This window comes from Spongiactinospora sp. TRM90649 (assembly GCF_029382225.1).
Lineage (GTDB): Bacteria > Actinomycetota > Actinomycetes > Streptosporangiales > Streptosporangiaceae > Spongiactinospora.
The window spans coordinates 71,361-91,960 of record NZ_JARLTC010000044.1; the positions used below are offsets into that span (position 1 = coordinate 71,361).

Sequence of the window (20,600 nt, forward strand, 5' to 3'; positions counted from 1 at the left end):
CCACAGATGGCACTTCAACTCGCGGCGCGCGGACTAGTGCTATCGAGGAGCGCCCGCGTTTCTGGAGAGCATTCCACACCAAGGGTGTCGAGGCGGGCTTTGAGGTGGCGGGCCCGGAGGCGGGCTTCGTCGGTGCGGCCGAGGGTGTTCAGCAGGCGGATGGCGGATCGGGCTGCGGCTTCCATGTCAGGATCCAGAGCGCAGGCCTGGTCGTAGATCTCCAAAGCGCGTTCGTGTCGTCTGGCGTGTTCGTGCAGGGCCCCGAGTTGCAGGAGTGCTTTGACGGTGGCGACGGTGAGTGGCCAGCGGTGGTCCTGGTCCAGCCATTCGTAGCGCAGGCCGTGTCCCAGCGGGCCGCGGCATAGGCGGGCGACGGTTTCCAGTGCGTCGGTCTTGGTCTCTTCGCTGGTGGCGGTGCGGGCGTCTGCGAGGGCGCGGTGCATGGCCCATAGGTCCACATCGACGCCTCCAGGCGCGATGCGATAGGTGGTGCCGCTACGTTCGATGAACGTGGCCGCCTTTCCGTCGGGGTCGGCGGCGGTGCGCAGGGCGGCGCGCAGATCTTTGAGCGCGGCGTGGAAGCGGTATCCGGCGAGGGTCTCTTCCACGTCCGGCCATAGGTGCTCGCAGATCTGCTCACGGTCCAGACCTGTGGGATGGACCGCGAGCAGGACGAACAGTTCCAGTGCCTTGGCGCGGCCGGTCAGATCGAGTTCCGTACCGTTGATCTCGATGGTGGGTGATCCGAGGATGGCGAAGCGGACAGGCGGAGCGTCCGAAGTAGACGGCGCGGGCGGCGGAGGCTGTGGGCCTGCCGGGCGTCCGGGTGAGTCGGAGGGCTTGGGAGATTCGTGGGGCAGGCCGTGAGCGGTGGCGAGCGTGCGCAGAGTTGTTTGCGCCCCATCCAGCGGCAGGTGGAACAAGGTTGCGTCACGAAGTTCGCGGGCGAGGTCGCCGGTCGCTTCTGTGACCGTATGGTCGGAGTCGATCGTGCAGACACTGCCGGAGGCTGAGTGTCCGGCCAGGACGGCCCCGGCACCGAAGGCGGCGGCTATGCCCATGAGGGTGTCCAGGTAGGGGCGGCCGCCGGGGCAGGTGGCGACCAGCAGCAGGGCGGGCAGCGGTTCGTCCGGCTCGGTCTCACGCAGCGCGGGAATGTCGTTGCTGTCATGATCGCGTAGCAGGCGGCGGCGAATGACGAACTGTTCTTCAAGGTGGTCGATGGCCGCATCCAGGGTGGCGGTGAGCCGCAAGCCAGGCAAGTGGTCGGCCATGGTGTGAATAGATGCACCGAACCATGCTTCGGCGTCGGCGGTGGGAATGATGACTTCGGCGCGGTGTTGATCGGCTTGGGCGAGCAGGCCGAGCACGATCGCGCGTAGGCAGTCGTCGGTGCCGGGGCCCGTCAGGGCCAGGTTCACCCCGGCCAACGAGAGCGAGACGGTGGTCTGGTCACGGATACCGATTTGGAGTAGAGCAGGCGGGTCGGTGGTGAAGGATGACGTGAGCACGGCGAAGTCGTCCACCGAACCGGTATCGGTGGTGGTCTGGTGGAATGCCCTTTCCAGGGCGCGTACGGTCGGCGGGTGCGGCTCGGGGACGGGCATACTGATCGGTTCGTCAATGCCTGGCATGGTGAGTTCGCGCCGTCGGCGCAGCCTGATGGCGGCCAAGGCGACGGCCACGCCCGCGGCGAAGGAGATCGCCATCATGCCCCCGCCGGGCAGTGCGACCATATCGGGAGAGGCGGCCGTTGCCGGTTTCTGCTCAGGGGCGGACTCGGTAGCCGTTTCGGGTGGATCATTCTCATGGCGAGAAGGCTGAGCCGGTGCAGGCTCGGTCGCCGGGCAGGGTGATTCGGTGTCGTGATGCAGGAACGTGCCAGTGGGCGGCGGGGTGGCGCCATGTGGCGGGCTGGCCAGCATCGGTGCGAGTGAGGGTGTGAGAGGTGGCGCAGCCTGATGACGATTGTGTCCGGGGTTACGGGGCTCGCGTTTGCGTTCGGGAAGGATCAGTCGCCAGTCTGGTTCCAGGACACCGGGGCGGGTCAGCCCCTCCCCACCTGCTTGGGGGCGGTTCTTGTTGAGCCGGAAGATCTCCTTGTAGCGGTGGCCGGCGTCAAGATGGCGTTCGGCGATATCCCAGAGGGTGTCGCCGGAGGTCACGGTGTGCGTGCGAAGACTGGCGTTCGGCGATGTGCTCCCAGCGTCGTTGGGCAGGTGCAGTGTCCAGCCGGGGCGGAGCCAGTCGCCGTGGGTGAAGGTGTGCCCGTCGGTCATGGTGCGGCCGTGGTTCAGGGCGGCGATCTCCTGGTAGCGCATCGGGTCGCTGAGATGTCGTTCGGCGATGTTCCACAGAGTGTCCCGAGGTTGCACTACGTAGGTCTGATGCGTCTGAACCGTCTTGTCTTCTCTTTCCTGAGCCGGCGGGGCATGTGGTGATGCGTCAGGGGTGGCCGCTGCGGCTGGGGGCAGGCCGCGCGGCGCGGCGACCGGCGCGGTCGCGGTAATGGTGATGGCCGTGATCAGGTACGCCGCCAGGCGCTGGAACGGCAGCCTTACCTGGCTGGGCCGGTTTCGGATCACCCCGGCCACCTCGACCAGGACCGCCCAGCTGAACAACGCCCAGCACGTCCACACCACGGCCAGCAGCAGCGTCTTGATCACCACGGGCTCGCCGGGGCCGGCCAGATCATCGACTGTGGGAAGGTCGATCGGCCAGAAGAACGTCAACAGGACGGAGGGGATTCCGGCCAGGAATGCGGCCAGCATCGTGGCTGCAGCGATCCGCCTGAGAATCGGGTGGTGCGGCCGGATCGTCATGGTCGCCCTTGCTCGATGCCGTGGAACAGTTGCGCCGTGGCGGTGGCCGTGGCCGTCACCTGGTCGATGCCAATCAACGACAGTAGACGGGTCGGCCGGGAGGCGGTAACGGTGACCTGGACGGCCCGGCCGCCTACCGCGACGACTTCGCCTATACGGCCAGCCGATGTCAGGTAAGCGCGGGCAGCCGTCAGGGCGTGGGAGGGGCGAGTCTCGATGCGACCGCCCATGTAGGCGCGACTGGTGTCGACACGTCCGGCTCCGGCACGGGCCGCCTCTTCGGCGATCGCGTACGCATGGCGGTAGGCCTGGATCTTGGCGCCGCCGTCCACCACCAGCCCGGCGCAGACCAGCAATGCCAGCGAGATGACTGCGGCGAACGCGGTGACCGAACCCCGCTCGGCGTTCACCGCTGATCGCCTTTGGCTCGGTAGGGGTCGATCGGGCTGGTGAACTCGCTGGTCAGCTGCTTGGATCCGGGGAGTCCGGGCAGGACGATGTCGGTCAGGTCCACCTGGCAGGAAACCCGGGCTACCACCACGGCCGACCTACCGGCCGGGGCGGAGAAGGCGGCGGTGTTCACGGTCACCGACGGCGTGCAAGCCAAGCCCTCACGCGCCAGCGCGGCATGGGCGCTGGCCAGAGCGGCTGAACGCGCAGCGGTCGCATTGCGGGCGATGGATGCCTGTCGCGCGGCATCACGCGCGGCGGCGTCGATCGCGCCGTGGGCGAGGGTGATCCGGCCGAACCCGATCATCGCCAGGACCAGGGCGGCCAGCGCGGGAGCGATGATCGCTGCCTCCAGCGTCATCGAACCATTCTCTGCGGGTGCGGTCATTCGGAGGTCCATCGTTCCAGCGGAGCGCGGGCGACCTGCTCCACCCCCAGGTCGAACAATGGGATCAGGCTGATCGCCCGGCCGGTAACGACCACCTGCACGCTGTCCCGGGTGCGTTCGGCTCGGACGCTTGAGGAGGTGAGGAAGGATCCGCCGGTCTGCCGGATGAAGTTGCGGGCCGCCGCGCGTCCGGCCGCGAGATCGGTCCCGTGAGCGCGGCCTGCTCGCAGCCCTTCCTGTGCGGCGGACAGGGCGATGCTGCGTGCGTGGAACCACATCGCGACATTGACCGTGAGGAGGATCAGCAGGAGTACTGCGGGGTAGATGACCGTGGCTTCCAGGGTGGCCGATCCCCGTTCCTGGCCGGTCATTTGATCTTGGCGAGATGTTCGTTGACGACACCGGTGATCTTCGCGCCAACGGCGACGGCAAGAAGGAAGACCACGGCGGCGATGACCACCCATTCCACCGTGGAGCCGCCGTACTCCGAACCCTGGCCCACACCCTGTTCTGTTCCCCGGCCTGTACGGCGTTCGATAGTGGATCGCAGCCGTTCCCAGCGGGCGGCCACCGCGAGGAGATATCGATAGATCATCATGAACAACCTCCGAAATGGTCAGCCGCCGGTCATCCGGGCGAATGCGGGATAGCCGAGCAGTAGCAGGAAACCGATGACCGACAGCGCCATCGGGACGGTCATGGTCTCGGTACGCGAGCGGGCCGAGGCTGTCGCGGCGGACAGTCCGGCCTCGCGTAGGGACTGGGCCTTGGCCATGAGGGTGTCGAGGATCCCCGCACCCCGAGTGCCTGCGACCTGGGCGATGGCGGCGACCTCGCCGAGCTCGGGGACGTCGATCTCGTCGGACAGGCGGGTGAGCTCATCCCACGCGCCGCCGGTGGTACGGCGGGCAGGGTCAAGGGCGTGAGCGAGCCGCCGAAACGTCCAGCCCTCTCCGGCCTTGGCCGCCGACCCCAGCGCTTCGGCTGGTCCGGCCCCGGCTGCGCGGGTGAGTGCCACCAGGTCCAGGTAGGCGATGATGGCCTGTCGAAACGCTGCCCGTGCCTCGCCGGCCTGCCCGCGCACCGCTGCGTCCGGGGCGAAGAACACCGCAGCGGCGAAGGCAGCGCACGCCCCCCAGGTGACCACCCACGGCAATGTGACACCCAGTAGCCAGCAACATGCCCACAACACCGGTGGCCCGGCGGCACCAAGGCCGATCATCACGGCCTTCTGCGTGAGGTAGTCCTCAGCGGTCTTGCCGATCAGCGCCAGGTCCGCACGGGGCACGGTGACCGGGAGCCTCCGCGCCAGCAGCGACCGCCAGCCTCGGCCGGACTGGGTATCGGTTGCGCCGGGCTGGAGTCGTTCCATCGCCGGGGCGAGCGCGGGCGCAACTGGTGCGACGGCCGTGATCGCTAGGCTCAACCCGAGGCCGAGCAGCGCGCCGGAGGCCAGGACGAGGCCGATCACGACCGTCGCTCCGCCGTCTGGTTGAGGAACCGATGGGCCTTCGGCGGCTGGGCCAGGCGGTGCAGCCAGGTGAACGCGCCGGCGTACAAAGCGATCACTGCCGCGAGCACTGCCTGCCCGCCGACCGTGCCCAGCGGGGCGACATAGGTGCGGTTGAGTAGCGCGAAACCCGTGTAGCCGAGCAGTGCCCCGACGACCCACCGGGCGGTGGTGCGGTGTGTGGCCCGTTCAGCATCGATGTCCCGCCGCGCGGCGACGTCTTTGGCCACGGTACGAGCCAGTCCGTGCAGGACCTCGCGCAGCCCTTTGCCGCGGGCCTGGCAGGCAAGGATGAGAGCGGCGGCGATCATGTCGCCGGTAGGGTCGTCCAGGTCATCGGCGAACGCGCGCAGCGCCTGCCCGGTCGGCATGCGGTAGGCGAGCCGTCGCGCCAGCGCCCGTACCTCGGCGGCGATAGGGGCGGGCGGGTTGTCCGCGCTGGACCGGAGCGCCTCTTCCAGGCCCGCGCTGCCGCCCAGGACGTCGGCCAAATGCCGGGTCCAGACCTCCAGAGCCTCCAGACGTCTGATCCGCCGCACCGTGTTGCGGTTGGTCAGCATGCGCGGCAGCGTGACCGCGCCTGCGGCGGCCCCGGCGGCGGCGACCGGCCAGCCCGTCGCCCACCAGGTCACGGCGAAGATGCCGAGGACGCATAGGGCTGCCTTGGCCGGGATCGGTGGCAGCCGCCGTCGTTTCGGATGCGGTGGCCGTATCCGAACCGGGCGGCTGGCGGCGATGGCCAGCAGCGGCCCGGTGACCAGTAGTGCCCCCGCCAGCGCGGCGAGCAGCCCGGTCACACCAGCCCCCAGCCGGTGAACAATCCCACGTCGAATCCGGCATCCACCAGCTCGTCCACGCACTGGGGGATCGTGTTCGACACGGCACGGCCATCCGGTCCCGGCACATAGACGCGGTTGACCGCCGGCTCCATTCCATCTCCCGGTGGGAGCACCTCATGGACCTCGGCGACGAAGCGATGGTTGACAGGCCCGTCCAGAGCGTGGTGCAGCTCGTGCCGCAGGTGGACGACGAAGTCCACGGCCATCCCGATGGTGCGGAACAGTGTTTCCGGCGCGATGGACAGGCCGTCCGAGCCGGCGAGGATCAGCATCCGGGCGAAGACCTGTTCGGCCGAGTCGGCGTGCATGGTGCAGATGGAGCCTGAACCGCCGGTGTTCATCGCTTCCAGCATCGGCACGAGCTCGTCGCCGCGGACTTCGCCGACGATGATCCGGCGGGCGTTGAACCGCAGCGCATCAGCGATGAGCTGGTGCATCGTGATCGCACCCAGCCCTTCGGTGTTGCCTTCGCGGGCCTCCAGCGCGAGTACGTCGCGGTGCCGGTCGGGCTGGCGGTGCAGGAAAAGTTCGTACTCCTTCTCCACGGTGGCGATCCGCTCATCGGGGTCGATCTCGGCGGCCAGTGCCCGGGCGAAGGTCGTCTTGCCGTCGCCCATCCCACCGGTGATCACGATGTCCTTGTGGGCCCGTACGGCAGCGCCCAAGAACGAGCGCAGCCCCTTGTCCAGGGTGCCGGTGGCCATCAGGTCGTCCAGGTCGGAGTGGAGCATGCCGTGCCGGCGGATCGACAGAGACGGACGCGGGGTGACCCCCATCAGCGCGGCGATGCGGGTCTGTTGCCCGACGGACAGGTGCAGCCGGGGGCGGGCTATGGAGAAGTCCCGCGCGGTCTGGCCCTGGTAGGCGGCCCAGCGGCGGACGTTGCCGATCAGGTCCTCGTCACTGTCGGCGATCGGCGGACCGGCCATCTTGCTGCCGTCGCGGTAGGTGATCCATACCTGGTCACAGCCGTTGACGTCGATGTTCTCCACCTGTGGGTCGTCGACGAACGGCTGCAATCGGCCGAGCGCGAAGATCTCGTTGTAGACGGCCTCGGCGAGTACGCGTTCCTCAAGCAGGGTGGGCGTTTGCCTGCCTGCCAGCGCCCGCCCGTCGGCGTAGGCGCGGACCAGGTCGATGATGGCGGCCCGGGCATGCTCCCGGACGGCCTCATCTCCTGTGATGTCGACGTCATCGAGCGCCTGGGTGACTTGCGGCAGGATCTCCCGTACCGCCTGCTGCACAGCGAAACTCACGACAGTGCCACCTCTGGTAGGGCCCGCTCGGACAGGGTGTTCGCCAGGGATCGGGCGGAGCGGACCAGCAGAGAACGCGCCAGGTGGCGGGCGTTGCCGACGCCGTGGCTGAGCAGCGTCGCGGCACGTGCGTCGTGCGGCAGGTGATCGGCCACCGCGACGCCGAGGGCTTTGGCCACTTCCCTGGAGGTGTAAGGTCCAGTCCCTGCGAGCAGCACCCGCGCACGGGGCAGCGTCTTCATCCGCGGAGCGAGCACTGACAGATCTCGCAGAACCGGCCGGGCCACCACCAGCACCTCATCGGCGGCGGCCAGGAGCGGTGCCGGAGTGTCGGAGCCGCCGATCCGCCCAAGGTCGGCGATGACATCGCCCGGCGCGGCGGCGAAGGTCTTGGCGATGGTCGGCCACAACGGCTGCACCAACGATAGCTGGGCGGGCTCGGCCAGCCCCGGCAGAATCCGGCACCGTTGCTCGCTGGTCAGATGGACGACCTGTTCGGTGAGGGTTTCGGCCGGATCGGCGCCGCGCCGCAACAGCACCGCCCATTCACCCAGACCGCGTTCCTGGGGCTGTCCCACCAGGTAGCCGGACAGCAGGCTGCCGCCGGCCGGGTCGCATTCGGCCAGCAGCACATCACGCGGCCAGGTGAGCGCGAGCGCCAGCCCGGTTGTGGTCACCCCGGGGCTGTGCCCGCCGGAGCACACGACGATCAACATCGTGTCGTTCACCCGGCCCGTGAGCGGAGAACGAGGGCGATCTCACCATCGGCGGCCTGGCGAGCCAGCGCCGTGCCGTTCGAGGCTGGGACGATCAGATCGACGACGACCAGCCCATCCGCATCCACTGGACCAACCCGATCGACGCGCGCCGTGTGGTCCACCGGCGGCGTGGCACTCGCCTGTGCGGCGGTGACTGTGATCTGGTCGCCGGACTGGATGCCCCGGGCCGGGAGTCGGCTGGGTTTGAGCGCTACTGGCACGATCGTCTCACCCGGTGCCGGAACCAACGCGTCGGTCACTTGCGTCCCAGACAGCAACCCGCCCGCCTTCAGATCCACCGCAGCGCGTTTGCCGATGACCACGCCCTTCTCGGTCGCCTCCAGAGCCTGGACGCCCGGATCTAGGCCGAGCGCGACCGTCCGCAGATCCTGCGCCGCGAGGTGCTGTCCGATCGGCACATCACGGACCATGATCAGCACCGGCGTGCGATGGCCGGCGATGCCGTACACCTGCCAGGCAAGCAACGCCCCCAGCGCGGTCAGCCCGATACTCGCCACGAGGATCATCGGGCTACGCCGGGCCGGCAGCGGACGTATCTGGGCCGTCTCTCTAGGTGGCTTGAGCCGCTGAAGCAACATCGGGGGCTACTCCCTCACAACGAGCGTTTGGGCTTCGACGACGCGGACGGGGAAGGTGACCGACCGTGTGATCGGTGGCAGGGTGCCGCCGAGCCCGCCTGAACCTTGCCAGGTTCCCTCCCAGGTCACTGAGACAGTGACGCGGTAGGCGTGGGCGGGGTGGGTGTACAGATAGGAGCAGGTGGATCTTTGCTGGTCAGGGGACAGGCTGTGGTTATAGGCGTTTCCGGGGCCGCTGCAGGTAAATGTGCGTCCGTCGCCAGCGTTGATGGTCATTTGCTGTGGTGCGGCGGTGGCTTTGACCCAGACGGCTCCGGCACGCAGGCGCTTGGACTTGGCGGCCCACTGACCGTCGGCGAGCCAAAACCAGTGAGGGAGTCCGACAAGTCCGTCGCGACCGCGTGGTGGCGCTGTGAGCAGCTTCGGCACGGGGATCGGGATCTGCCGGTAAGCACGGCGAGCGAGCTTCTCCGCAGATACACGGGGATCGTAGTCCGGTCTGATCGAGATGAGGTCCCCGCTTACGTCCCAGGCGATGTCACGGAAGCCGTTGGAACACTCAATGAGGTAGTGGCTTCCGCCGCTGGCGGGATCGACAGACTGCACCCCATCGCTCTGCCCGTTGACCGGCCAGCGTTGGCGGGAGCACGTGACCTCGGGATCTGCCGTCTCGCTAGCCGTGGTCCCCGATCCTGAACGAGGCTTCTGGCGCGCCCAGATGAGGTACTTAAGTTGTTGAGCCGACGCACCCGCGTCATCCCCTTCGTCGGCGATTCGAATCGGAAGGAAGGCCATTCCAGCTGCGAGGAGACACCTCATGCCGCCGACGAACACGGCACCTTCAACTGATCGACCTTCGCGACCCGCCACATACCGTCCGACTCCTTGATGAGAGCGGCGACCATGTGGGTGCCGGTCACACCGTGGCTGAGGCGTTTTCCAGTCTTTTCATCTGCTTGGCCGACGTTTCGGGCGTCCTGGCAATCGTGCAAAGCGGCTCGGTCACCGCCGATCTGGACGTCGAAGAAGCGGAAGATCGGGTACCCGTAGGTCATCCGTCCGTCGGCTCGAAGCGCGGCGATGCCCTCAAGCATCGAGTCCAGAAGTGGCCAGGTCGCCACCTGTTTGAGGATCGCCCTCCGCTCTTTGGGGTGAGCGCGCTCGGCACGAGGGCCTTCTCGATAAAGGGCGCGGTAGGCCGCCAGAACCGCGTCGCGGTCCGATGTCGGAGTGGGAGTAGGAGTGACCGAGGGCAACGCTGCCGTACGCGTGGGCTGGGGAGCAACGCCATCGGGCTGGCAGGCGACCACGGCGCTCATGGCAGCAAGAACCGTCGCGACTATTGACAAGGCCCTCTTATGGGGAGAAACGACACGCACCAACCGATGTCCTAACAATCAGAGAGTGATCTACTGCGTAGCGTCACCGGTCAGGCTAGCGCTGGTCCCCATCCGATTAGAGGTCTCACGGTTCAAGCATTACCTGGGATTGAGCAACTCCGATCCATTCCGCCAGACGGTGGTGACGCCGAGACCACTCGCGTTGACCTTGATGAGCTCGCCGAGGCCCTGTCGCAGCGGCAGGGAGATCTCGTGATCAAGCTAGGAGTGCAGATCCGTACCTGTGCCGGAAACCACGGTGATCACAGGAGGCGAGTGCCGCGTCCGTTGACCTGACTCTCCCCGGCTGCCCTGACCGCCGTCAACGAGATCTTGCCGACCTGGGCTGGGCGGAACGAAGGAGTCGAGCCCTTCAAGATCGGGGGCGAAGGCCACGGAAGCGGCGAAAAATCTGGGTGTGTAGGCGCAAGTCCTGGGTGGAGGGCGGCTACCTCCAGCACGTCGTCGAACACGTCACCACCCTCGATATCGACATGCACATCGTCTGTCGCGCCCCCGCCACCAGAGGCTTCAGCCCGACGCCTCGCCGCTGGGTCGCCGAGCGGATTCTGGGCCGACTCATACTCCATCGCCGCCTGGTTCGCGACTACGGAACCCGGCCGGCCAGCTCCCAGGCGATGATCCACATCGCGATGATCGACCTCATGAGCCGTCGCCTCACCGGCGAATCCACACCAACCTGGCGCGGCACCTGACCTGAGATCAGACAGAAACCCGGGATTAGACGCCCACTAAGAGATGGCCATCTCTCGCAAGTCCTGATGCAGCCAGCAAGGCCGCTCTCCCAGGCAAGGCCATCACCGCATTCAAGAACTACTGGCCCGGTCGAGGATGAAAAAGGTTCACCATTACGACCAAGGAGCTCGCGGTGAGGAGGTTCGGTGCGAACCAGTGGGTCGCCATAGTATCTGTGTAGGATGCACCCCTAGCTGGTACTATGTGGTCACGGTATGGCTGTCTAGAGATAAAGCAATTCGCGCGACACAGGCCAAAGCATGGAGACGGACTATGGCTGCGGATGAAATTGAGCGTCAACTGCGCACAGTCCTAGCAGATCTCGGGATGGGCTGGATACTGCAACAAGTTGACGAGGCGATTCAGGTTGGCGTCTCAGCGCAGGTGGAAAAGACCGTACGTCGACGTTCTAGAAGTCATAAGGCGGAGAGTGCCTGGTTCGAGACTGTCCGGCAAGACGATCTTGTGGAGGTGGAGTTACCGAGGTCCGGCCCTCGAAGTAAAGAGCCTCCCCGCCTGACCACGCGTGCAATGTCCACCGAGGAAAGGGTCCTGCTACTCATTTCCGCTCTTCGTCGCATTTTGGCTGAGGTGCCTAAAATTGAGGCCGAACAAATGACACTTCTTGGGGTTCAGGGCGCTCATCAGGAAGTCCGTATCGAACGAGTCCGCTTCCTCCCCGACGAAGATGTAGTAGATCGGTATGAAGTAGAAATCGACCTGGAGCCTCACGGTGAATGGGCATCCATGGCTCAGAGGGTCATCGGAATTTTGGATCAACTGACTGCGGGGGTATCGCGTGAGCATTGAGGATGATCTGCTTGCTGAACTGCGCGGCCATCTTAGCGCTCGCCCAACATCATATGATTCGGGGGCTAAGGTACACGACATATATGAGGGTTACGTGTTTGCGCTTGTGGTCGCCGAGGCGGTCAGCTGTGGAGCGTTAGTTCGTTTCGAGGATGTAAGTGGCAATCCCGTCAGCCAGCTAACCTTTCGAACCAGTCCGGGGCGCCTATACTCTCGGACACGGCCATATACTCATGCTGTGATTGGATTTGGGCAGGCTACCCCACTTGAAGCGCATGTCGGAGTCCAGATCCAGGGTAGCTCTGGTGTGCTACATGAGTGCGACGTTCTTGTGCTTTCCCGTGACGAAGCTCAGCAGAGCCGCGTACTTTCGGCCGCCCCTAGAAGTAGTAACGGCCTATTCGCCATTGAATGCAAGTATTATTTGACGGCATTAAAGTTGGGTCTCGCGCGAGGGTTCGGCGGACTTGATGCCGACTTGGGAAAGACTAAGACCGTCTTTGTCTCTAATAGCGCTTCTCCCAGCGTCACGCAGTATCTCGGTCGTCGAGGCCATAGATGGCAGAATGATGTCACGCCAGGAAATGGTCAGACGGGCCAATTTCGCGCTCAAGTCCGAGGTCTCTTTCAGAATTATCTCAGCACGGCGGATCCCACGTATAGTATATAGAGTGAGACTTTTCCCGGCACCAGCACGCGCCAGCCTGCGCCGACGTACGCTTTGTCGGCGAGCGTCACCATGTCGGTGGCCAGCCAGGCGGCGGGTGAAACCCCAGATGCGCGCCGCCTTCAGGTCGTGCACCGAGCCCGGCAGGGACCCGGAGGTCCACAGTGGCGTGCCATCCCGGGTGGCCAGGACCTGAACGTTCATTCCGTGCTGTTCGTGCTTGCCGGAGTAGTAAGGCCGGTCGGCGGCCACGCAGGTGGACCAGGACCAGCAGGGCTGGCTGGGGAGAGCTGAGCCGTCGCGGGGTCGATCGGATCGCGCGGCGGTGACGGCGCAAAACGCCAGCCAAGTGGTTCAGCGTCTGGGACGACAACGGCAGCGCGGCACGATAGAACAGCATTCAAAGCCGCTGGTCCGATGGAGATCGTGGGGATCAGCACATCTACCAGGGCCTCTTACGTCGTCAGGTGAACGCCACACTCGCGATCATGCTGTGATCAGCCGACCCCCACCAGAAGATGAAAAGGGTTCGGTTGATGCGCCGGCCCGACGGTGAACACCTGCACAGCTTCGGGTCGCTTCCCACGTTGCTTCTCGCCGGCCTGCCATCGGGCGATCAGATAGGGCGGGGCAGCAACTCCCGTTGGGATTCTGACGGGATCCTTCTGTGAGCACCATCTCTGGCGGGGGGTTCGGTACGGGCTCGACCACTGTGATGACCGGTGGCCGACCGATGAGCAACCGCTTGTGAGTGGTCGAGGGGCGCCGTGTGTAACCCCAGGTCAAAGCCATATGGCGTTGACCGGTCGGTGCCCCGACTGACCGGCGTTCCCCGGCTGCCAATAGAGGTGCGGGTTGAGTCGTATCTTGCTGGTGTAATCGCAGAAAAGCTAGTTCCTTCTTCACTGTCGTCTCAGAAATGCATTTCCACTTTCCCGTTTGACATCTTCTTCGCTCTTTTCGTCGCTCATCTGCCGCCCGTGATCGCATATTTCCCGGCGGGATGCCATTTTTGATTGGTCAACAACGGCAAAGACACGCCGAATGTCGTTGATTCGCCTACCGCATCCAGGTTGAATTGAACTCATCAACGGAAAGTGTGGCGTGCGAGGCGCGCCCTGCAAAGAAGCGGACACAGATCATGTCGAACATCGCTCCCGGAAAGTGCGTTCCCGCCAGCGTTCCCGGCCAGAAACTGACGCCGGAAGACATGGCGCGGGTGACGGCGGAAGACTGGGCGGCAATTCAGCGGCTGGCGCGTGGCTACTGCCGCACGGTCGATGCCACACGGTCCCGTAAACGGATGGACGGAAGCGCCACCGTCGTCAAGCAGGGGCACGCACCATACGGCACGGACGATGTTTCGGATGACGTCACCCAGGATGCCGTTCTTCTTTTCGCTCAGCGGCTGGGCGACATCCTCGGCTCATGCCGTACGACTTCCGACAGCACGCCGGAGGCTCCGGCGTGGGTCTACGTCCGGCGCGACGGCGGTGAGATGACGATCACACGTACGACGTTGCAGCGGTGGGCTGTGCGCGATGCGGCGGCGCGGAACGGGTACCGCATCGATGTGCCTGCGAGCGAGCTCGACGCCACACCCGGCGCGCAGGTCACGCGGGGTTCGCAGCACGCGGAGAACGTGGCGCGGGCGGCTGCGGCGTTCTATGTGGCGCAGAACAGCGCCACCATCTTCCGGCAAGCGTTCGGGGACGGCCAGGAGTTTCCGACCATCACGGAAGTCATGGCGGTAGCTGCACAGGTCGATAATCTCGGACGCGCGGGGATCTTGAGCAAGGTCGCTCAAAAGAGGTACGGCGGGGCGTACGGTTCCCGGCGCGCTGTGATCCGTGTGCGGGATGCCGCGCGGGCGGAGTGGCGAAAGCTGTCCGAGCGTCTGGACGACGCCAGGGATCTGCTGACGCACGGCGATACCGAAGCTCAGGACGACTGACCCACCACACGCATAAAGGGTCTCAGCGAAGCGCTGAGACCCTTTACGCTTGCTCGGTAATCAGCTTAATCGGCGCGAAAGTATCGAAAAGCTGCGGACGATTGAAAGGGAGAGCCTGCCGTATTTAAGTGAGAGCGGGATTCGCCGGTACACGCTTGCATGTACCGGCGAACCTCGCTCCGCTCCTGTGTGATTCACGATGCGTGCGGAAGACCGTGATCGTGACACAGGGCGGCTGGACGGCCCGGTCGTTCACGGCGACGCACGACAATGAGAAGGCGCCGCCGGGCGCGGACGGCCGGGCCGGTTCGGTCACTGTATTTATATGAGCGCGGTTCGCGGATTCGGGTCGCGCGAATGCGTTCCTGATGCCGTGTGTTTCCCGAGATCCCGAGGGGACGGAGGTGCAACGCGTCCGGGGTGAGCGGTATGGCGAGGGCTTTGGGGTGTACGGCATTGACGGCTGGTTTGGCTACTGTGATGGATCATTTCTTGCCTCGCTGTGCCCTCCGGTAATCATTGCCCGGCTCTCGCCGAGGAAGGAGGAACGTTGGGCGTTTCACTGGGAAAAGACGTCGCCCGCACCATCGAACAGGCTCGTCATGCCGACTATGCAGCGTCCGCAGAACTGGTGTGCCAGCTTCAGCGCGGGCAGCGGCTCACCGCCGAACCGCTGTTCATGGCCGTCTACTGTTCAGCGGTACGGGCATGGTGGGATCTGGTCGACCTTCAGATCTGCCAGGAAGGCGCGGAGGCGGCGCATGCCGTACGGCGGGTACGGGTGCGGGCGCGGCACTACCTGACCGGACAACCGGTCGCGTCGCGGGCGGGCACTCTGTTCGATCACGCGCTGGCTCATGCTTCCCGGGCCGCCGCCCGCTACTTTCTGGCGCGCACCGGGGAACTTTTCGCCCGCGCCGCGCAATCTGAAACAGCGCACACGGGCGAGGAGCGGGAGTAATCGGACCAACCCATATAGGAGCGCATATGGCGGCTCATTCGCGTCGCTATGAAGCACATGGCCGTGAAATCCCCGCTCAGCGCAGCATCTGAGTTTGCTGACCCACTTTCATCCGCCCTCGGTCCGTGACCGAGGGCTGTCTCATGCCTGGAGGCCTTCCATGACCGCGGTATCCGAGCCTGCCACCGACCAGGTGCCGACCATCACCATCACGAGCCCGGCCGATGCCGTCGCAATCGTCCCGTACCTGCTGGGCTATCACCCGTCGCTGAGCATGGTCGTCATCATGATCGACGGTGACACAGCCACGGCCAAAGGTGTCCTCCGCTTCGATCTTCCTCAGGCTGCGGCAGACGCCGACGACCACACCACGGAGGCCGTCGGGCTTCTGCTCCGCTACGGGATTGGGCAGGTGCTACTGCTCGGATACGGACCGGGAAACCGGGCCACGCCGGTCGTGGACGCCATGCGGCCCGCCCTGGCCGATGCGGGGATCGCTGTCTGTGAGGCGCTGCGCGTCGCCGACGGGCGGTACTGGTCCTACCTGTGCACGAATCCGTCTTGCTGCCCGGCGGAGGGGGTGGCGTTCGATGTGTCCGGCAGCGTGCCCGCCGCCACAGCGGTGCTGGCGGGGATGCGCGCCCTGCCCGACCGGGCATCGCTCGTTGCGACCCTGGACCCGCCGTCCGGCTTCGACCGAGCACGAGGAGACCGCGTCATGCGGCAGTTGTGCTCCCAGGTCCGGGAACTGGACGGGGAAGACCGCGACTGGTTCAGCGATGGAGTGGAACAGGTCACCGCCTCTCTGGATCGGATGCAGGCCGGGGAGGACCTCGACGTTTCCACCCTGGCTTGGTTGGGGGTGCATCTGACCTCGGTCGCGGTCCGCGACATCGTGCTGACCCGCATTGCAGACGAGGATGCGGACACGCATGTCCGGTTGTGGACTGAGGTCACTCGCAAGGCCCCGGCTGCCTTCGCCGCCCCACCAGCCACGCTGGTGGCGTTCGCCGCGCTGTCGCGGGGAGACGGGGCGCTGGCGCGCGTTGCCTTGGAACGGGCGTTGTCCGCCGATCCCGGCTACACCATGGCGCTACTGATCACTCAGGCGATCGATGTGGGAATGACGCCCGCGCAGATGTTCGCGACCGATTGGGGTGGCCAAGCGGACGCGATCACCGCCCAGGCCCGTCAGAACACCACCTATGCCCGGCCGGTACTACCAGAGGGGTGGTGAGCGCGTTGACCCACGCCACTGCCCGGTCGGCCCTCGTCATCGGCACAGCCGGGCACCTTCTGGACATCGAAGCCGAGATCGTGACCGGCCCTGCGGGGCTGCGTTTCAACGGCATCCCAGCCTCGGCGATCTGGCCTGTCCGCGACCGGCTACGCGCCGCCGTACTTAACAGCGGCATGCACTGGCCCGATGAGCGGATCAGGGTCAGCATGCGGCCGGAGGGTCTGCCGGTCTACTCGTCTAGCGTTGATCTGGCGTTGGGCGTGGTGATCCTGGCAGCGGCCGGGATGGTGCCACCGGATCGGCTGGGCGGGCGGCTGTTTCTCGGCGAGCTCGGCCTGAACGGCGCGGTCCGGCCGGTGGCGGGTGTCGCAGTGGCCGTGCGGGCCGCCGTGCATGCCGGGATCACCGAAGTCGTCGTACCCGGCGCGTGCATGGACGCCCTCGGGCAGGACTCCGGAGCTGCGCTGCTTCCAGCGACCGGGCTCACCGAGGTGATCGATTGGCTGACCGGCGACGCCCCGTAGACATCCCATGGAATCCACAGGCACCGGCCCCGGCCGGTGCCTGTCCCATCTCACCAGAAGAAGGGCAGAGCGCGATGTCCCGCGAATCACTGAAGTGGCTCAACACCAACACGCTGATCGGTTTCACCAGCAAGCGCGGAAACGCCTGGCACTACCGGGCGAGCATGCAGGATGAGGAGCCGAACCACTACCCCGGCGCGATCCCGGTCGATGACATCCAGCGGCGGCTGTTCGGCTGGCAGGCGCTGTCTAGTCCTGTCTATGTGGAAGATCCCAGAGGCGGCCTGGCGCTGGTGCCGGAACGGCAGGCGATCCTGCGCAGCGACACCGGCCACGTCATGGGCATCTTCTCCGACGGGTATGAGCCGCACCCTTACGGCGAGTGGTTGATCTGCCGGATCTCTCATCTACTGGACGACGCCGAGTTGTCGATCGGGTCGGCCGGGCTGCTGCGGGGCGGCGCGGTCGCCTGGGTGTCGGTGGAGATCTCCGACAACATCCGGACACCGGAAGGGGTGGAGTTCCGCCCGCATCTGTTCGGCGCGACCTCTTTCGATGGATCGCTGGCGACCACGTTCAAGCGAGCGGTGACCAACATCGTGTGCGACAACACGATGGCCGCCGGACTCACCGAACGCGGCCAGCAGGTCAAGATCAAGCATTCGCGGAACGCGAAGTTCCGGTTGGCCGAAGCCCGTGAGGCGCTGAACATCGTCTACGCCTTGGCGGACGGGTTCTGCGAGGCGGTGCGCGATCTGTGCCGGACATCGGTCACTCACCGACAGTGGAGCGCCTTCCTGGACGCGCACGCCCCGATGCCAGCAGAAGCAGGCCGTGGCCGGACCATGGCTGAGAACAAGCGAGACAGCCTAGCGCGGCTGTGGAACCACGACATGCGCGTGTCGCCGTGGCGAGGTACGGCCTGGGGTGTGGTGCAGGCGGTCAACACCTTCACCCACCACGAGCAGACCGTACGCGGCGCGGAGCGAGCCGAGCGGAACATGCTGCGGGCGGTGACCGGCGGCGTCGAGGAACTCGACCGGACCACTCTGCGCACGCTTTCCGTGGTGCTGGACCGGCCGCTCGCCGTCGTGGCCTGACGCCCGGAGGGGGAATGCCATGCCGCCCGAACGCAACCTCAGACGTGCGTGGTCACGTGCCCGGCGCAGCAGGCCGCGCCCGCGTGGGAAGCGGTTCAGAAGCACCGAACAGCGTGCCCTACGCATTAGGCTCCCCGCTGAATCGCTGAGCCGCCTCTGACTGAGCCCGCACACCTTGCTGAGACGTTTCTGCGACCCTGGCGGAGCGGCGCACGCTACGAGCATGAGGGGCGGAGACGGATATGAACGAGGCGACCGCGCATCTGTTGTTCGACACGGTGGAGCGGTTGGAGAAGAACATCGTGGCCCGGGAGTGTCCGGCGATGGTCGCCATGGAAGGCACCGGCAAGATCATCTTGAGTGACTACGATTACTTGCGCGACAGTGCCGCCGCAGCGGCGTTCGAGACCCGGGCGGCCGACAAGGCGGCGGAGATCGGCGCGCTGCGCTGGGTGCTGGCGGTTCCCCAGGTGTGGATCTTCACCCCGCCCAGTACGGTCGCCGTGCGCGCGGTCTCCAATCACCCCCTGCGGGACGGAGAGCAGGAGGCCATCACTTGGATGAGCTTCGACCGGGAGGATGGCATCGACTACGGACGCGTCGCTTATGCGCGTCGCCCGAGCGGAGAACCGGTCTTCGAGGAGCCGGAGATCTTTGAGGTAGGCATCCGGCCTAGGGAAACGATGCCGGGCTTCCTACTGCTGCAACGATGCCTGAGTGAGGAGTGAGGGCCGGTCCAGGGACCGGCCCTCCGACCGAACTTCAGTTCTTATCAACGGAAAGCTGAGATCAGTCGGACCGACTCTACAGAGTGCTTCTGAGGACTGCCAGGACTGTTCCCAGGCCGGTCGTGGCGGTCCTAATGATAATCCGGCTGCCGGTGCGGGCGGATGACGCCGATGAACTCACGTTCCCGATCCGGGACGCCCGCCCAAGAGTCGATGCGTACAGTGCTGCCGGTGGACGGCGCATGCACCATGCGAGTGGCGTCGATCGCCAGGCCGACATGGTGGATGGTCGCCGGGCTGGCCGGGTCGGTGGCGAAGAAGATGAGATCCCCCGGCGCGATCTGGCTTCTGGGCACACGAGATCCGGCCTTCCACTGCGCGGAGGTGTCCCCGCCGATCCGGGCCCCGGCTTGCGACCAGGCGTACTCGGTCAGGCCGGAGCAGTCGAATCCCCGCGTATGGGCACCGTGTGCGATACCGAGACTGGGGCCGCCTGGCCCGCCGCCGCCCCAGGAGTACGGCATGCCGCGCATGCGCAGAGCGGCCTGCACGGCGAGCACACCCAGTTCCGCTCCGGCAAGCAGTGCGGTTGCCACGTCCGGCAACTGCGCGCACACATCTGATGAGGGCAGGCCCGGCCTTATTTCCCGGGGGGATGGTCGCACCGGGGCGGCCTTCTTGCAGATCGCGTCGGCCGAGGTGAGCGCATAGTGTGCACTACTTGACATTCCTGCGAGCAGGGCGACGCCTACCGCGAGGCATGCCCCCACGGCCAGACTGGCTGTGAGTCCGGTCTCGTCGATCACTTGGACTCTTCTGAGCTGGCCGGGGGCCAGTGGTCGGCAAGTTCGGCCAGACGTAGCCGCCCTTCCCTGCGGTTGTGCGGCAGCCAGATGGCCCCCTCAGGAGCCGGACTGCGCACGGCGGTCGCGCAAGGTACCCCGGCCTGGGCGGCGCACATCTGGAGCCGGGCGTGCAGGTTGGCCTCCCGCCGCGTGGAACTGGTCAGGAACAGGACTGGGGTGGTGATTCCAGTGGCGGAGGCGAGCGCGGCGTAGCCGTGCAGCTTAGCGGCGACTCTGTCGAGGGTCTCGGTGCCGGTGTCGTATTCGAGGAAGAAGTCCAGGGGCCGGCCGTTCTCGGTCCAGCGGGCGTAGGCGTCGGGCCGGGCGTGTTTGCCCCATTGTGCGGCGCAGCGCGCCTCGGGCCACCAGGTCGAAAGGCGGCACCCGTCTGATTGGCGGGCGTTGCCGTATAGGCGGGCGAAGACCTCGTTGGTGCCCACGGTGTGGGCGAGCCGCTGGCTGAACGCGATCGCCATGGTCCGATCTCGGCGGTAACCGAACTCGCGTAGCCCAATGCCGTCCTCGGTGGCCAGTACGGCGGCGCCCGGTTCTCCGAGCACGTAGTGCCACGGCGCGGTGCCGAGTGGGGGTTTGGGGCGGAAGCGGTCCAGGACGCCGAGGCGGTGGAGTTTGAGCAGCCGGTGGCGTGCGGTGGTCGGGTCGTTGAAGGCGATTCGGGTGAGCTGGTGACCGGTGAGGACCGTGTGGTCCCAGACCAGGCGAAGCAGGCTGCGGTCACGGCCGGTCAGCAGGGTGGCCAGCGACGCCATTACGGTCGGCGTGTAGTGGTCGTTCATGTGTGATCTCCTCCTGTTGAGTGCTGGCGTGGGTCGTCCTGCGGCAGGGCTTCGGGGCGGGCGGGGGTACGGCCGTGCGCCTGTGCGGCGGCAGCCCGGATACGCCCCGCACGCTCAGAATCTGAGGTGGGCAGCGGGCGGGTGCGCAGCGTGAACGGCGGGGTTTCCGCCGAGCTCACGACGAGGCGGGCGGCGGCCTGGAAGGCGCCCAGATGGG

At 66.2% G+C, this 20,600-nt stretch carries 23 protein-coding genes and 1 pseudogene; 8 read left to right on the forward strand and 16 right to left on the reverse strand.

Going from position 1 to position 20,600, the window contains the following annotated elements:
• Positions 1-14 precede the first annotated feature (14 nt).
• The 12 genes from P3X83_RS38015 to P3X83_RS38070 all read right to left on the reverse strand — a co-directional run bounded on the left by P3X83_RS38015 (position 15) and on the right by P3X83_RS38070 (position 9,941).
• The gene (locus tag P3X83_RS38015; protein WP_277310233.1) at positions 15-2,822 is read right to left on the reverse strand and encodes a LysM peptidoglycan-binding domain-containing protein; all 2,808 of its coding nucleotides are present in this window, start codon (positions 2,820-2,822) and stop codon (positions 15-17) included.
• Positions 2,819-3,232, reverse strand: a complete 414-nt coding sequence (locus P3X83_RS38020) for a pilus assembly protein TadG-related protein (protein ID WP_277310234.1) — start codon at positions 3,230-3,232, stop codon at positions 2,819-2,821. The genes P3X83_RS38015 and P3X83_RS38020 overlap by 4 nt, the downstream gene beginning before the upstream one ends.
• Positions 3,229-3,633 (reverse strand): TadE/TadG family type IV pilus assembly protein, encoded by a 405-nt coding sequence (locus P3X83_RS38025; protein ID WP_277310235.1) that lies wholly within the window; start codon positions 3,631-3,633, stop codon positions 3,229-3,231. The genes P3X83_RS38020 and P3X83_RS38025 overlap by 4 nt, the downstream gene beginning before the upstream one ends.
• Before the next feature lie 23 nt (positions 3,634-3,656).
• On the reverse strand, positions 3,657-4,031 hold the full coding sequence (locus P3X83_RS38030) for a TadE family protein (protein WP_277310236.1): 375 nt from the start codon (positions 4,029-4,031) through the stop codon (positions 3,657-3,659).
• Positions 4,028-4,264 (reverse strand): hypothetical protein, encoded by a 237-nt coding sequence (locus P3X83_RS38035; protein ID WP_277310237.1) that lies wholly within the window; start codon positions 4,262-4,264, stop codon positions 4,028-4,030. The genes P3X83_RS38030 and P3X83_RS38035 overlap by 4 nt, the downstream gene beginning before the upstream one ends.
• Before the next feature lie 12 nt (positions 4,265-4,276).
• The gene (locus P3X83_RS38040; protein ID WP_277310238.1) at positions 4,277-5,131 is read right to left on the reverse strand and encodes a type II secretion system F family protein; all 855 of its coding nucleotides are present in this window, start codon (positions 5,129-5,131) and stop codon (positions 4,277-4,279) included.
• Complete coding sequence (locus tag P3X83_RS38045; RefSeq protein ID WP_277310239.1) at positions 5,128-5,967, reverse strand: type II secretion system F family protein; 840 nt, start codon at positions 5,965-5,967, stop codon at positions 5,128-5,130. Before P3X83_RS38045 ends, P3X83_RS38040 begins: the two co-directional genes overlap by 4 nt.
• Positions 5,964-7,265 (reverse strand): CpaF/VirB11 family protein, encoded by a 1,302-nt coding sequence (locus P3X83_RS38050; protein ID WP_277310240.1) that lies wholly within the window; start codon positions 7,263-7,265, stop codon positions 5,964-5,966. Before P3X83_RS38050 ends, P3X83_RS38045 begins: the two co-directional genes overlap by 4 nt.
• Positions 7,262-7,981 carry a hypothetical protein gene (locus tag P3X83_RS38055; protein ID WP_277310241.1) on the reverse strand — a complete coding sequence of 240 codons (720 nt, stop codon included), beginning with the start codon at positions 7,979-7,981 and terminating at the stop codon, positions 7,262-7,264. The genes P3X83_RS38050 and P3X83_RS38055 overlap by 4 nt, the downstream gene beginning before the upstream one ends.
• Positions 7,982-7,989: 8 nt before the next feature.
• The gene (locus tag P3X83_RS38060) at positions 7,990-8,550 is read right to left on the reverse strand and encodes an SAF domain-containing protein (protein ID WP_277310242.1); all 561 of its coding nucleotides are present in this window, start codon (positions 8,548-8,550) and stop codon (positions 7,990-7,992) included.
• A 78-nt stretch (positions 8,551-8,628) separates the two neighbouring features.
• Positions 8,629-9,456, reverse strand: a complete 828-nt coding sequence (locus P3X83_RS38065; RefSeq protein WP_277310243.1) for a hypothetical protein — start codon at positions 9,454-9,456, stop codon at positions 8,629-8,631.
• On the reverse strand, positions 9,438-9,941 hold the full coding sequence (locus P3X83_RS38070; protein WP_277310244.1) for a hypothetical protein: 504 nt from the start codon (positions 9,939-9,941) through the stop codon (positions 9,438-9,440). Before P3X83_RS38070 ends, P3X83_RS38065 begins: the two co-directional genes overlap by 19 nt.
• A 497-nt stretch (positions 9,942-10,438) precedes the next feature.
• Here P3X83_RS38070 and P3X83_RS38075 point away from each other — a divergent pair, with 497 nt between their 5' ends.
• The gene (locus P3X83_RS38075) at positions 10,439-10,717 is read left to right on the forward strand and encodes a hypothetical protein (RefSeq protein WP_277310245.1); all 279 of its coding nucleotides are present in this window, start codon (positions 10,439-10,441) and stop codon (positions 10,715-10,717) included.
• A 313-nt stretch (positions 10,718-11,030) separates the two neighbouring features.
• Positions 11,031-11,567 (forward strand): hypothetical protein, encoded by a 537-nt coding sequence (locus tag P3X83_RS38080; RefSeq protein ID WP_277310246.1) that lies wholly within the window; start codon positions 11,031-11,033, stop codon positions 11,565-11,567.
• 772 nt (positions 11,568-12,339) lie between these two features.
• Here the strand turns inward: P3X83_RS38080 and P3X83_RS38085 are convergent.
• A pseudogene (locus P3X83_RS38085) lies at positions 12,340-12,634 on the reverse strand (transposase family protein); the annotation flags it as partial.
• Positions 12,635-13,375: 741 nt separating this feature from the next.
• Here P3X83_RS38085 and P3X83_RS38090 point away from each other — a divergent pair.
• From P3X83_RS38090 to P3X83_RS38115, 6 genes are all read left to right on the forward strand, one after another.
• A complete protein-coding gene (locus P3X83_RS38090; RefSeq protein ID WP_277310247.1) occupies positions 13,376-14,188 on the forward strand; it encodes a hypothetical protein in 813 nt (270 codons plus the stop codon).
• Positions 14,189-14,738: 550 nt separating this feature from the next.
• Positions 14,739-15,149 carry a hypothetical protein gene (locus tag P3X83_RS38095; RefSeq protein ID WP_277310248.1) on the forward strand — a complete coding sequence of 137 codons (411 nt, stop codon included), beginning with the start codon at positions 14,739-14,741 and terminating at the stop codon, positions 15,147-15,149.
• 160 nt (positions 15,150-15,309) lie between these two features.
• Positions 15,310-16,386, forward strand: coding sequence for a DUF4192 domain-containing protein (locus P3X83_RS38100; protein ID WP_277310249.1), 1,077 nt, complete (start codon positions 15,310-15,312; stop codon positions 16,384-16,386).
• Complete coding sequence (locus P3X83_RS38105) at positions 16,383-16,913, forward strand: magnesium chelatase domain-containing protein (protein WP_277310250.1); 531 nt, start codon at positions 16,383-16,385, stop codon at positions 16,911-16,913. Before P3X83_RS38100 ends, P3X83_RS38105 begins: the two co-directional genes overlap by 4 nt.
• Positions 16,914-16,987: 74 nt before the next feature.
• On the forward strand, positions 16,988-18,013 hold the full coding sequence (locus P3X83_RS38110) for a DUF932 domain-containing protein (protein ID WP_277310251.1): 1,026 nt from the start codon (positions 16,988-16,990) through the stop codon (positions 18,011-18,013).
• A 242-nt stretch (positions 18,014-18,255) separates the two neighbouring features.
• Positions 18,256-18,741, forward strand: a complete 486-nt coding sequence (locus P3X83_RS38115; protein WP_277310252.1) for a hypothetical protein — start codon at positions 18,256-18,258, stop codon at positions 18,739-18,741.
• Between the two features lie 131 nt (positions 18,742-18,872).
• Here P3X83_RS38115 and P3X83_RS38120 read toward each other — a convergent pair whose 3' ends face one another.
• The 3 genes from P3X83_RS38120 to P3X83_RS38130 all read right to left on the reverse strand — a co-directional run.
• A complete protein-coding gene (locus tag P3X83_RS38120; protein ID WP_277310253.1) occupies positions 18,873-19,547 on the reverse strand; it encodes a C40 family peptidase in 675 nt (224 codons plus the stop codon).
• Complete coding sequence (locus P3X83_RS38125) at positions 19,544-20,383, reverse strand: replication-relaxation family protein (RefSeq protein ID WP_277310254.1); 840 nt, start codon at positions 20,381-20,383, stop codon at positions 19,544-19,546. Before P3X83_RS38125 ends, P3X83_RS38120 begins: the two co-directional genes overlap by 4 nt.
• A partial coding sequence (locus P3X83_RS38130) for a hypothetical protein (protein WP_277310255.1) occupies positions 20,380-20,600 on the reverse strand: 221 nt, incomplete at its 5' end. The genes P3X83_RS38130 and P3X83_RS38125, both read right to left, overlap by 4 nt.